The following is a 13,308-nucleotide window of genomic DNA, read 5'->3' on the forward strand; positions in this document are numbered from 1 at the left end:
GATCATTCTCTGACTAACATGTTTGAATTTTAGTTGAATATTTCTTCAGAATTGTGTATAATTATTAATGCTTTTTAGGTTAGTTCGTTATGGCTCTTTCTAAATTTTTAGATCCTAAGCTAGATTTGACATTCAAAAAAATATTTGGCACTGAGAAAAATAAGAATATCCTTATTCACTTCTTAAATGACATCTTAGGCTTTACTGGGGTTAACACTATTCAAGATGTTGAGTTCCTTAGCACTATCATGAATCCTGAGATTGCTTCTGATAAACAAAGCATCGTTGATGTTCTTTGCAAGGATTCATACGGAAATAGGTATATTGCGGAAATGCAACTTGCTCGTGATAAGGGCTTTGAAAAACGCGCTCAACTCTATGCTGCTAAAGCTTACTCAAGACAATCTGGCAATTACATTGATTTTAAGAAAGTATTCTTTATTGCTATTTCTAATAGTACTCTCTTTCCTCCAGAAGTTGAATACATTTCCACTCATAATATACGAGAGATCAAAACTAATGGCCATTATTTAAAGGATTTTCAATTCATCTTTATTGAGTTGCCGAAATTTACAAAAAACAAAGTAGAGCAACTAGAGAGCACAGTAGAAAGGTGGTGCTTCTTTTTCCGGTACGCAGAAAATACTACCGATGAAGACCTAAAAGATATTGCAGAAAAAGACCCAATAATAAAGCTAGCATATGACGAATTAGACAAATTTAGTTGGAATGAAAAGGATCTAGCGGCATACGAAGAGAGAGTTTTGAATGTACAGAAAGAAGAGGCTATTTTGGCTCAACGGCTCGATGACGCTTCTGCTAAAGGTAGACTGGAAGGTAGACAAGAAGGCATCCAAATCGGCGAAGAAAGAGGCATCCAGATCGGCCATGAAAAAGGTAAAATTGAAGGTAAAATTGAAGTTGCAAAAAATTCACTTAAGGCCGGTGTCTCTATTGATGTTATCGCTAAAATCACAGGCCTTTCTTTGGATGAGATTCAAAAATTAAGAAGTTAATTTAACCTTAAACTTCTATCCTGAGTAAAATCACTTTGAGGTCTTGAATTTATTTGCCCATCATTAATCTGTTCCGTACGTATAGCTCTTTTCACAATAATCCGAACGTATCGTAATACACTACTGGCCTACTATCGACACAAATACATATCTTATCACGTTCGAACTATTATAAGAAAGGCTATACTTCTTGGCACAACCTTACATTTTTGTGATTACTAACTTTCATCATCTGTGCTCTCTAAAATATTCGTTGCATAATAGAGCAATCGCTCCTTTTTAGCTTTCCTCCCTTTTTCTTACCTCCTATAAACCTCTCGAAGTGTCTTTCAATTTTGCTATAGGATTAATAAACTCAGTGCTTGGCGAAACAATTTCTTCAACAGTAAAAAGCTTGACGTTTTTCTCAAGATCATTTTTAACTTCATTTGCTTTATCAACAACACTATTGATAATTGTTTTATCTTCTTCTGAGCTTTGCTTATTTTTTGCTGCACGAGAAGAGTCACCAAGCAGTGGAGAGATAACATAATCTGCAGCTTCTTTTGCCAATTTTATATTTTCCCTTTGTGACAAAATCTCTAGCTCATTTAAGTCACTTTCACATGTAATTCCAGCTTTACGTTGTTGTTGCTCTATATATTTTTGTCTACACTCACTTGATTCTTTACTCTCTTCAATTTCACATGTACTATTAATCCTGTATTTTGATACAGCAGCAGGAATAATAGAAGTATCATACTTTCCTACTCTATAATAATTATTATTACAGATGTTAATTCTTTCAATTATATTCTGCAAATAAGATTGCACCTGCTCTATGTTACTTAAGTCATCCTTTTTGAATTGAAAAGATTTATCCTTTAAATTTTTCCTGAATTTTCTCAAATTCTCCACTTTATTTTGATTGTTTTCTCCTGGATAAATCTGATCAAGTAACTTGAGTAAATAATCACCTTTCATCAATGGTGATACTATTTTATCAAACAATTTAAGATGCACTGGATGTTTCAAACATGCACTCATATGCTCTAAGTAATTATTGAAGCTTTTAGTGTCAGTTTCGTCCTGTGGTTTTTTTCTCTGTTGATAAGCTTCATTAAATTTCTCACTTAATAAATGAATCTCTGTGACATTTTTAACGCTATATTCTGCTATAATATGAGCATAAGTATCCACATTCGGATCTTTCTTCAACTCATTAACTTCCTTCAAAAAGTCATTATAAGTATTTCTTGTTTCCAAGTAATACGTGAAACGATTAAGAAGATACTGAACTGTTATTACAGCCTTATATAACATTTTAAGTATTTTGATACCTAAACCGTCATCATCTCTTAACTCTTTTTCATAGTTATTAAGCTTTCTTCGTGCATGTTTTAATACACCAATAAATTCCTTCTTACTTTTATTGAAGTCATGCCCATTGGTATTATAAACTTCTATAAACGAATCTAAGGCAATTTGAATACTTTGATCAGCCAAATCATCAATTCTTTTCAGGCTCTTTATTTCTTGGTTAATATAATCTATTATCTCTGTTGCAAGCTTATTTTCATACATTTGCTGATTTGACAGCTTTGCTACTGATTCATTATAAGCATCAATATACCCTCCTCCTTTCTTGAGTAGATTTATGTCAAAGCTCAGTTCACCATTGGAATAGCAAAAGAATGTGGAGTGTCTATTAGGATTTAGGCATCTAAGTCTACCTGGAGCTTGAATAAGTTGTGCAGGCTTGTTAAAATCAGTGGATATTGGGTCTATTAGCATCCCAATATGTTGTAAATTGATGTCATTGTATCCCTGTACCTTGGTAGGATCTATATCATTACCAACTAATCCCATGCGGCACAAAGCATAATGATCGTTTTCTTCTCCCAATAAATCCTCATATAAATTCTTTAGCTCATCTTCTGATAAATGGCCTATTGCCAATTTAGCTAACTGTTCTTGATCTAACTTTTTTATAAGACTTTCCTTATAAGAGTTAATTTTCTCAAGATTCTGCTTAACATAATTCTCCCTATCCTTCAGAATATGATTTAACCGTACTATGTCCACCTTTTTTAAGCATTCTTGAGTCCACTCTTTTTTATTATGATAAGTAGCGAGTAGCAAGTCTATTATAGACTCTACATTTTTATCACCTGGGCATACCTCATCTCTCCACCATTTAAGACGTTCTTCATAATGGTCATCTCGCTTAATCTTAGCAAGCATCTTGGCATCAAAATCATTCTTATTTAGATCTATTAGATCTTCACATATGCCTGAACTGTTACTCGAGGACAATTTCTTTTTTACAAGCTCTAATTCTTCTAATGATTGGCCACTTATATAGTCTGAAAGCTTACTCTTAAGATCTTCTACAGATAAATTGCCTGAGCGATTTAAATTTTCTAATTTTACTTTGTGCTTATTTTCATAACAAAAATCTTGTAGTGCTCTTAATGGATGTTCTCTTTCATTATAAGAATACGAAGGGCTGGAAAACGAGTAATAAGTCAGCCTACTACCATTTCTTAATGTCATTCCAAGCGCTTCCCCAAGATCTTCAAGTAGCTTTTTCTCATTTTCTCCTAGGGATGTAGATTTTTTGCGCTCACTTTGTTCTTCATCACTCAACCCTCTTAAAGAAGAGATAAAATCTATTCTTTCAGCAGCTACTTTTTTTGATAGCTGGCAGAACTCATCTATTTCACTTTCTTCTACTCCATAATATTCAAGGTAGTCTCTTACTACAGCATCATTGCCGTTACTGAGTAAATCTACTAGCTTTTTAGGAACTCTTTCTAATTCTTTAGATGGCATCAAGAGGTGAAGTTTTTTATCTTGGTTCCAGTTTCTTATCAATCTTGTAAATAAATCAGAGTCTTTATTTTCTTTTAGAGCATCAATTACACATTTCATATGCTGAACAAGCTCTTTCTTCAATTTATCGCTTTGAACACCTTGGTCTTTAACGTATGTTTCTAAATCATAATTATTGTCTAATGCTGCTTTAACTTCTTCTACTAAGCCTTTCAAATCTGTACACCTCTTTTCATCAAGCTCGTGTCTGTTTAGACCCGTTAAGCATGAAAGTGTATTCTCAATTATTCCATGCATTACACGGAATGCAGAATAATCAGCAATACCACTAAAATCATAATGTTCTTTTACAATTTTAGATGCCTTTTCTTTTGTAATATTGAACTGCTTAGCAACTTGTTCTGTTATGAGAGCAAACTTTTTTGACTGGGTTACTAACTTATAGCCTGGTTTAGGATCGAATGTTCGATCTAAGAAGTCAAAAAACTTTGATCCAGTAGGTTTCGGTAAGGTCTCGTTTCTACCATATTTTAATATTTTTTTCAGGTTATCTATCTGCTTATTTGACTCAGCTAAAATTAACGCTGATTCACCAATGACGCTTTGAACATTTCTATACAGGTAATTCTCCACTTCTTTTTTTAACTCATCGTCTGTTAAATTTGCATTGTTATATTTATCGTTTTCTTCTGGCTTAAAATCTACATATTCTTCAACGCCATTAGAGTATTCTTTTGCTAGATCCTTGCTTTTTACCTTTGTATGAACTTGTAGATTCAAAGCTCCATACACACCTGACTTCATTTTATCTGTCAAAGAAAGAGTTTTAAGTAAACCATCATTTTCTTTAATATATTTATGAGTGCTTATTGAAGGCGTTGCACTTAAAAACAGCGTAGGCACAAGTGCAGATAAGAGTACCATACGATGTTTATACAACTCCTGCTCTGCCACTCGGTGCTCCTCATCAAAGGATAGAAATATAGATTTTTCAATATTTAGCTTAAATTCTTGATCATCAATTGTAACTTTACCATTTTGAATTTTATATTCCTTATCTCCAAATTGAATTTTATCTGTAAGAATTAAAAAATCTTTGCCATCTATATTTATTTTCCCATTTTTTATTTTAAATTCTTTATCTCCAATGTTGAGAGCTTTTATAATATCAGGAAACTGTCCAAGACCTATTGCCTCTAAAAATTGATTCCAATTTTTCATCAAGCTTTTGCTGCTCAATATAGAGCACCCTTTATTACCGCTTATCTCTTTCAACTCAATATCTTCAATATCGGAGTCAGATAATACTTTTTTCCAGTCATCACGTTTCTGTGTTACAAGATCTTCATTAGGTGCTAGGGATATATAAGGTACACCCATTAGCCTAGCAGGCAAATATTCAACAAGCAGTTCTATGAATGTTTTTCCAGTTCCTGTTGCAAGCGCAAACTCTTTAGTTGGATTCTTACCTTCTTTCAAGTGCTCTATTGTTTCTTTGATGTAAGATAAATGTTGTGGAAATATTACAATTTTACCAGGCCCACCTACTGTTGCACTTTTTTCTTTACCTTTGATTGTTACACTATAATGGTAATTATCTTTTGCATCTTTGCTAATTGTTAACTCATGCTGCGCACACAAATTAAGTAGATCCTCGACAGTGTAATCTTTTGTATCTTTAATATCTACCGAAGAAGAATCACCTATATCTAATTTAACATTGTATGTACCTTCTGCCTGCTTTGTTAAAGTTATATCAATTTCTCTTTCACCTATTTTTACTTTATTCTTTACTTCATCTTGATTGCCACTCAACAAACTTTCTATTTTTTCTTTAATTTCCTTCGAATTTTTAGAAGTTTTGCTATTTAATTCAATTGACAGCAAGACTCCCAAGTAAGTCTTTTCTAGCCCTTCTATATTTCTCTTTTTTGAATTTTCATCAAATTTTGTGAATATTTGCGCAGATGAATGTACCATGTTTTTACCTTTAAAATACAGTGTTAATATTCTAATAATGTATAAAACTAGATAATTTATCAAGATATTTAATTAATGAATTATAAAATAATCATAAATTTTTCTATTATTTTCAAATGAATTAGTATTAACTCTTTAATGTACATTAGTAAAAACCCAAATAATATAACCATTGATAACAATAAAAACCAAAGATCGTGAGAACTGTTTTTCTTTGAATCTGCAGGTCTAGTTTATTAATTAATTTAAAGTATTGCATACTATCTTTATTTATATTATAATTAAAATAATAAATTAACTATAGAGAGGTATATAATGAAAAGTATATTTAATAAAGCTAATGCACCTTATCTTGTGAGTGGTGCTTTGGCTACTTCGGCTTTATTGGCATCAGGAGTGTTTGCTGTAGCTCCTTACATTGTTTTTTTAGCTCCAGTTGCAGCTTTGAGTGTTGGTCTTCCACTTATTGTTGTTGCTGCTGTGTTTTCTGTTGCAACTATTGCATTTTCATGTGCTGTAATTAGTAAAAACAACACCATTTCTGAGAAAAACGAAGTCATTAATCAGAAAGAAAGAGATATATTAAATAAAAACAAAACTATTGCTGAAAAAGAAGATCAACTTAATCAACAAAATACTAAAATTTCTAGCCTAAAAGAGCAGCTCTCTAACAAAGAAGATGAAGTAAAAGTTCACAAGCAAAAAATTTCTGAGAAAAATGACCAAACAACTCAAACAGAAGAGGAAGTGGGTATCCAAGCAGCACTTGGAAAAGAATTGACATCTACAAAGGAAGCATTTATTAGTGGTCGTGTAAATCGTATTGTTAAAAATGGCTTAAAAGATGCTTATGATGCTATGCCGTCAGTTGATTCTATAGAGGATACCCAAGCAGCATTTGGAAAAGCATTTACATCTACAAAAGAAGCATTTATTAGTGGCCATGTAAATCGTATTGTTAAAGATGGCTTAAAAAATGCTTATGACGCGATTCCATCAGCTCATTCAACAAGAGAAATATTCAGCGGTACTTGTGATACGTCAGTCAAGTATGCAAAAGATGCACTTAACAGTGTCACAAGCGCCTTGAAAAGTATTTATAGTGTAACTTCAATCTTTCCTGTATTAGGTAGATCTTCAGAGAGTACCAAAAATTAACTATATTAGGGAGAAATAGCTGAAATTATTTTTCCCTTTGATATTAAATCTCAAAAAAATTGGCATAAGTTTAGGTAGTGTTGTGTCTGAGCTTACGCACATGCTGCACAAGATTCTAAACTACATTGTCCTTTTGGAATGTATGTAGGTTCAAGGTTATAATAAATGATCTTACCATTTAAAACAAATTATACTAATTTAATATTATATATCATTAAAAACTTAAACGACCTAGCCAATTCCAACAACCAAAACCAGCTAGTGTGAGAACAAGTTTTTTTGGAATGGATTGGTCTACCAAATGATCCGTGCGAACTTTTTTATATGGTAATTTCACTGTGCGCTAAAACCATCCATATTAGCCTACTTCAGCTAAATTTACATATGAACTAATTTGCTTAGCTTTGTTGCAAAGATTTCAAGCTTCTGCTTTCACAACTCTATTTTTACGCTGCTTGTTCTCACAAATATACGATCTTTTTATGTTTTTTGGAGGAAGTAAATAATTCAATTTGTTGTGATGCTAAAGGAACCCATGTTTTCTATATGAATGTAAATATTTCTCATGCTCTCAACCAGCAGCAATTTTACTATTATTTAAGCACTAACATAATAACATTAGATAATAGTGTTGGATACAAAAATGGGTGTTAGAGTGAACTATGCAAAAGTTACTAAACGTATTGCAGCGTATTTAGTTGACCAAACAACATTCCTAGTCTGCTGTTCATTCTTTTTTTTGTTAATTTCATTTATATTACCAGAAGAATCTCTTACTAACTTTTTTAATTATGTCTTTTCTGATACCGACACTGATACTGGCCTTATATCAGAACGACATGAAATACTAGGAGACCTAGGTACATTATTAGTATATATAGCATTAGAAGTATTAATGATAACAAAACTTGGATGGACTCCAGGAAAATTACTACTTGATATGTATATAAAAGATGCAAATACACTTAAAAACGCTGCTTTAATGCAAGTAGTGACAAGAAGTACTCTCAAGGCGCTTTTGTTTATACCTGTCTATTACATTTCTGAGTGGTTTTTAATCTTACCAATATTGATCCTAGTACCTTCAATATTTGATCAACGCAAGCAGCTTTTCTACGATAAAATTGCAAATACGGTAGTGGTAGACTATAAACCTGAAGAATGTCATTTAAATTTAAACTATGTGGGAATAACTAGACGTGCCATAGCATATATTATTGACCATCTTATTACTATAGGAATTTCTTTAGTCTTGCTGGTTCTTGTAGGGGCAATTTTTCACATTTCTGGATTTAAATTATTCATTACACGTAGTTGCTTATCTTTTTTGCTATCAATAGTATTTGGAGTATTCATGATAAAAAGATCTGGTAGTACTCCAGGACAATCGTTATGCGGCATTCATATCAAAGATGCAGATACACTTAACAATATTACTCTAATACAAGCAATAATTAGATATGTTTCTCTTGAAGTTATTAGCTTCATATTGAGTTCTTTGTTTATTATGGATATATTCTTTTTTAATAAGTATATTTCTAAATGGTGGTCTGAACCTTTATCAGACTTAACCTTTACAGCTATAATACTAATTTTCATATGTGGAATATTTGACAGACGCAAGCAATTTCTTCACGATAAAATTGCAAAAACAGTGGCTGTAAAGAAAAAAGCAGAAGCAATAGTGATAAATAAACCTAAAGGCTAATTTACGGATTTTACTATTCAATTTCTGATCTGTATAAAGTTTACTTGAAAAAATTGTTGACACTAGAAATACCTATGTTACAAGTAAAGCTAAATTGGATATTTACATAAGTAATTTACAATTATTTAGCTTGATGGTGAAGGCAATTTTTAGTTGTACTTCTGGAGGGTAAAGTGGGTATAGGTCAGGAACGATTAATTAATACTAAAAAGGATAATATTGTTCAGTTACTTGATATTTTAAAGCAAAAAAGCCTGGGTGATAAAGAAGCGAGTAGATTAATAAACGATATTATCATTTTAAGTAAAAGATGATACAGTGGAACTTCATCGTTCAAAGCGAAGTGTAGGTAAGAAAAATAAACTCCGTGGAAATTTAGGTAATTTAGGGAAAGAGGCTGCTAAGGAGTATGTAAAAGATTTGGTAGAGGAGTTTATTGATCATTTTTCTAGTTCTAGCGAAGAGCAATTTACAGGTAAAGAACAACAAGTTACAGAAGAACAATCCAGGGATTTTGTAGACAAGATGCTGAACAGAGGGGTTTTGGAGGAGGTTTGGGATAGGGATTTTGTAAAGGAGATTTGGCGGAAGGTTTCAGTTGCCTCCAACCCTTTCAGGGTTTTAAATAAGCTTTCTGAAGCATTAAACAATCTTTTTGAAACAAGTGAACAGCAGGTTACAGAAGTGCCACAGACTACTGAGGGTCAGCAAGTTGCGACAGAGATGCAACAAGTTACAGAGGTGCCGCAGGTTACAGAAAAGCAACAGAATACAAAAAAACAACAAGTGATGAATGAAGATGGCGATACAGCTTTACACTTAGCTACTATAAAAGATGATTTAAATACAGTGAAGTACCTTGTAGAGAAAGGAGCTGATGTTGATGTTAAAAATAAATATGGTGCTACTCCCTTACATGCTGCTTCTATACGTGGCAATTTAGAGATTGCACAATTCTTAATTGACCATGGTGCTAATGTTAATGTTTAAGCTATAAATGGTCTTACGCCTTTAAACTGGGCTACCATACACGATCACCTAGCAATGGTAAAATTACTTCTTGATCACTGTGCAAACGTTAATATTCAAGAGAGTGAAAGTTATGCAGAACATAATTTTGGTTATGGACGCACACCCTTAATGTCAGCTGTTGTAGCTTGTAATACAGCTGTACTAGACACAACTTAATCTGACAGCAACGAATTAACTGACAGAAGAATTGAAAACTAATATCAGTCTCTTGTTTAACGTTACTAATATTTTTCTGAAAAGCAATGTGTTTGCTATCAAGAAAAGTCTGCATAGGCGTTTTACCATAGCAATATTTACCTGAGTGAGGCCTGGTCTCATTGTAAGAGCGTAACCAATGATCAACATCTATCTGCAAATCTTCTAAAGAACTGTAGATTTTCTTTCTAAAGATAATATTGTAACACTCATCTTGCATAGTTTTATGAAACCTTTCGCATATGCCATTAGTTTGTGGTGAATTGGCTTTAGTTCTTGAATGATCAATATTTTCAATTCCCAAATAAAGCTGATAAGCGTGATTTTCTGGTTTACCACAATATTCTGTACCTCTATCAGTCAAAATGCGCAATAATGGCACGTTTTGTACATCAAAAAATGGTATTACTCTATCATTCAGCAAGTCGGCAGCGGTAATAGCAGTTTTATCTGTATAAAGCTTAGCAAAAGCCACTCTCGAATATGTATCAATAAAAGTCTGCTGGTAAATGCGCCCAACGCCCTTGATATTGCCTACGTAATAAGTATCTTGAGACCCTAAATAACCTGAATGTTCTGTTTCAATTTCACCGTGAGCTTCTCTTTGCTCTTTAACTTTTTCCAATGCTGCAAGTTGCTCTTCAGTTAAAATTATGCCGTCTTGTGCAACCTTTGCTTCAAGGGCTTTAAGTCTTTTTTTGAACGTTTCAATGTCATTTCTTAGCCATACAGATCTTACGCCACCTTCGGAAATTATTACACCCCTTTTTCTCAGCTCATTTGCAGCTCTTTGTTGTCCATATGCTGGAAATTCTGTAGCTATGCCAATTATTGCCCTTTCTATATCTTCGGAAACTCTGTTTGCTAATAGGGGTTTTTTCTTACTTATTTCATGTAATGCTCCTTCTCCCCCACTTTCATATAACTCCTTAAATCGATAAAATGTATCACGCGAATAACCCATCACCTTACACGCTTGTGATACGTTACCTAATTGCTTTGCTAGTTCTAATAACCCTAACTTTGGTTTTAGTATTTTTGTTTGTATCGTACTCATATCTAACACTCCTTTCTTTTATTATTTTATAACTTACTTTTTTAAAGTGTCAGATCAAGTCTTGTTTAATACACATTATGCCAGTTGACCATACTGATTTACCCACGTGTACCTCATGAAACCATTCAACTAGCCACACAAGATAAGCATCTAGTTCTGGCCTAAAATCATCTCCTCCTCCTGATATAAATTCTCCTGGTGAAACATTTTTCACGTTCCAAGTACTTTTATTTACTACTTTCGCAACCTCAGCAGCTAATGTTCTGACAATAATAGGGGCATTTTCTATTGTGCTATCAATCACAATTCGTGCCTCAAATCTTACCCTCAGAGCTAGTTCACCTGTACCTGGATCACTTCCTTTTTCAAGACTGCTAAGTTCTACAAATACCGCTGGTGCTAATAATTCTTTCCTTATTGCTGGATAAATTTCACATGTCTGTATAGCCGGTATTTCTTCCTTCAGTGTGCTGCAAATTGCTTGATGTAAATCTTGCCAATTCATATAGGTGTAATGTCACTTAATTCGCGGTGGAAGAATTTTTCAAATACCTTTTCAACTTCATAATTAACAAGATTCCCTATTATCCTTGAAGCCTCAGGTTCTAATGGCAACTTAACTTCCTTTATTGGCAATGCTGCTCTTCCTTCACGCTTAAAAATACCGCTATTTCCTTTTGGCATAACTGCTGCAAATCCTCCTATAAACTCATGCTTTCCTACTTTCGATCCTCTTCTTGTTTTTTGTATTTTACCAATTGTCGATGCTCTAATGTCATAGAGATTTACTCTAATTAACACGTCTAATCTGCTAGTTTTCGCCTTAAAAATCCTTAATCTCTTTCTTATCAAACTTAATTTTATCTTCTTTTCCTTACTGATTTCCTTAGCTGCTTGCGCTTTTAACCATAGTGCTGTTCTATTTAGTGCTTTTATAGCTGCTAGTTTTATTTTCTGCTCTTTTCTTTCAATATTGGAGATTATTTCATTAATATTATTACTAATTTTAATATCAAACACTTTCTATTGCCTCAATTTTCAATATTTTACCTGAAGAATCTTTCAATGGTGGTTCAAAAATCTTGTAGAACCTTTTTTCAATCTTGATATAATCACCTATGCTAAAGGAAGTAACGTCCTGATCACGTATTTCTATAGAAGCAATTTGCTGAGTTAATGCTCCATCTGCACCTAGAGAGTACGTAGTCTCAGGACGTTTAATTAGCACTTTTATTTTTCGAATCGCCTCCTTATTTTTATTACAATATGTGGCTTCCACTCCTAAATACTCAAAACAATCTTCCAATAATTTTCCTATATTCATCAACTAGAACTAATTTTTACCAAAACTCCCGGACGATGGCACATTGGCAGAGGATTTGACTGCGTATGTAAATCAGTTCCTCTATCAAATCTTCTTGGCTCTTGTTTTGCATATAGTGGCTGTCCAAGAGTGTTTACTGTCTCATTAAAGTCTGCTGGTGCAAAGTATGTTGTAAATGTGCTTGCTGTTCCTAGTGGAAAACAGTGCCCTGTATCTTTCTCAATAAATCTTCTCACCGTTCCTTCAGGGTCAGTTGCTTGCCCTCTATATTCCTCAAATGTTATACCACAAAACGTAAATCCCGACCTCATATCATTTCGAAGCGCTGCTCCTTCTTGCCATCTCTCGTATGCTTCTTTCACTTTAGTATGTGAAGTTAGTGCATCAAAAAACTCAGGGCTTACTAGTGCATGAATTCCGGTCATATATTCACCACTGAGATTATCTTCTATATGCCGGAGTACTTCCAGACACTTACGTTTTACATCTGTTGTTGCTGTTCCCAGTGCAAAATTTACTACTTTTGGTGCTATTTCAAATTCGTTGTACAAATTTAATAATTCTGACCCGTCAGCATCTAAAATTATTCCTTTCAGCGCTCCCATTCGTAAATGCTCTAATGTTATTGCATGTTTATTTCTCATTAGTTGTAAATGGTCAGTTATTACGTCTGCTAGCGCTTTAAGTTCACTTTCTGATCCAAATGCCCTTATTCCTTGTACTTCTTCTGGCAGCACTACATCATCATGCGGAATGTGCGGAATCGTAAATGTTCTTACCTTTCTTTTTCCTCTTTTTCCTACTGTTGCTGGCGCTCCGGGTAACTGCGTTGGTAGTAAACTTAATACTCCGTTTTGCTCTTCTATAGTAATATGTCTAAATCTTACTGACTTACTTGGAAACAAATTTAGATTTTCAACTCGTCCATAATTTATCGGCAATATATTCAGCGCATTTGTTAGTGCCGTCATGCTAAATGCTGTATTTGTAAATGGATTTTGCATTTTTTCTCTCCCTTTTTTCC

11 protein-coding genes and 1 pseudogene are annotated in these 13,308 nt (G+C 33.5%); 6 read left to right on the top strand and 6 right to left on the bottom strand.

Annotated elements, in window-relative coordinates; translation table 11 throughout:
* Positions 1-89 precede the first annotated feature (89 nt).
* Positions 90-1,016, top strand: a complete 927-nt coding sequence (locus ACQ4M0_RS02105) for an Rpn family recombination-promoting nuclease/putative transposase (protein ID WP_438456575.1) — start codon at positions 90-92, stop codon at positions 1,014-1,016.
* Positions 1,017-1,322: 306 nt separating this feature from the next.
* Here the strand turns inward: ACQ4M0_RS02105 and ACQ4M0_RS02110 are convergent, their stop codons facing one another.
* Positions 1,323-5,810: a DEAD/DEAH box helicase family protein gene (locus ACQ4M0_RS02110; protein ID WP_438456576.1), complete on the bottom strand. Its 4,488-nt coding sequence runs from the start codon at positions 5,808-5,810 to the stop codon at positions 1,323-1,325.
* A 315-nt stretch (positions 5,811-6,125) separates the two neighbouring features.
* Here ACQ4M0_RS02110 and ACQ4M0_RS02115 point away from each other — a divergent pair, with 315 nt between their 5' ends.
* The 5 genes from ACQ4M0_RS02115 (at position 6,126) to ACQ4M0_RS02135 (ending at position 9,864) form a co-directional block, all read left to right on the top strand.
* Positions 6,126-6,968: a hypothetical protein gene (locus ACQ4M0_RS02115; RefSeq protein WP_438456577.1), complete on the top strand. Its 843-nt coding sequence runs from the start codon at positions 6,126-6,128 to the stop codon at positions 6,966-6,968.
* A gap of 628 nt (positions 6,969-7,596) precedes the next feature.
* Positions 7,597-8,676: an RDD family protein gene (locus ACQ4M0_RS02120; RefSeq protein WP_438456578.1), complete on the top strand. Its 1,080-nt coding sequence runs from the start codon at positions 7,597-7,599 to the stop codon at positions 8,674-8,676.
* A gap of 173 nt (positions 8,677-8,849) precedes the next feature.
* A complete protein-coding gene (locus tag ACQ4M0_RS02125; protein ID WP_438456579.1) occupies positions 8,850-8,990 on the top strand; it encodes a hypothetical protein in 141 nt (46 codons plus the stop codon).
* A gap of 4 nt (positions 8,991-8,994) precedes the next feature.
* Positions 8,995-9,666 carry an ankyrin repeat domain-containing protein gene (locus ACQ4M0_RS02130; protein WP_438456580.1) on the top strand — a complete coding sequence of 224 codons (672 nt, stop codon included), beginning with the start codon at positions 8,995-8,997 and terminating at the stop codon, positions 9,664-9,666.
* A 36-nt stretch (positions 9,667-9,702) separates the two neighbouring features.
* A complete protein-coding gene (locus ACQ4M0_RS02135; RefSeq protein WP_438456663.1) occupies positions 9,703-9,864 on the top strand; it encodes a hypothetical protein in 162 nt (53 codons plus the stop codon).
* A 58-nt stretch (positions 9,865-9,922) separates the two neighbouring features.
* Here the strand turns inward: ACQ4M0_RS02135 and ACQ4M0_RS02140 are convergent.
* The 5 genes and pseudogenes from ACQ4M0_RS02140 to ACQ4M0_RS02160 form a co-directional block, all read right to left on the bottom strand.
* Positions 9,923-10,960, bottom strand: a pseudogene (locus ACQ4M0_RS02140) (IS481 family transposase); the annotation flags it as partial.
* 49 nt (positions 10,961-11,009) lie between these two features.
* Positions 11,010-11,465, bottom strand: coding sequence for a hypothetical protein (locus ACQ4M0_RS02145; RefSeq protein ID WP_438456581.1), 456 nt, complete (start codon positions 11,463-11,465; stop codon positions 11,010-11,012).
* Positions 11,462-11,980, bottom strand: coding sequence for a phage tail protein (locus ACQ4M0_RS02150; RefSeq protein WP_438456582.1), 519 nt, complete (start codon positions 11,978-11,980; stop codon positions 11,462-11,464). The genes ACQ4M0_RS02145 and ACQ4M0_RS02150 overlap by 4 nt, the downstream gene beginning before the upstream one ends.
* Positions 11,973-12,284, bottom strand: a complete 312-nt coding sequence (locus ACQ4M0_RS02155) for a head-tail joining protein (protein ID WP_438456583.1) — start codon at positions 12,282-12,284, stop codon at positions 11,973-11,975. Before ACQ4M0_RS02155 ends, ACQ4M0_RS02150 begins: the two co-directional genes overlap by 8 nt.
* On the bottom strand, positions 12,284-13,288 hold the full coding sequence (locus ACQ4M0_RS02160; protein WP_438456584.1) for a major capsid protein: 1,005 nt from the start codon (positions 13,286-13,288) through the stop codon (positions 12,284-12,286). Before ACQ4M0_RS02160 ends, ACQ4M0_RS02155 begins: the two co-directional genes overlap by 1 nt.
* Positions 13,289-13,308: the final 20 nt, after the last annotated feature.

This window comes from Wolbachia endosymbiont of Kerria lacca (assembly GCF_051602725.1).
Taxonomy (GTDB): domain Bacteria; phylum Pseudomonadota; class Alphaproteobacteria; order Rickettsiales; family Anaplasmataceae; genus Wolbachia.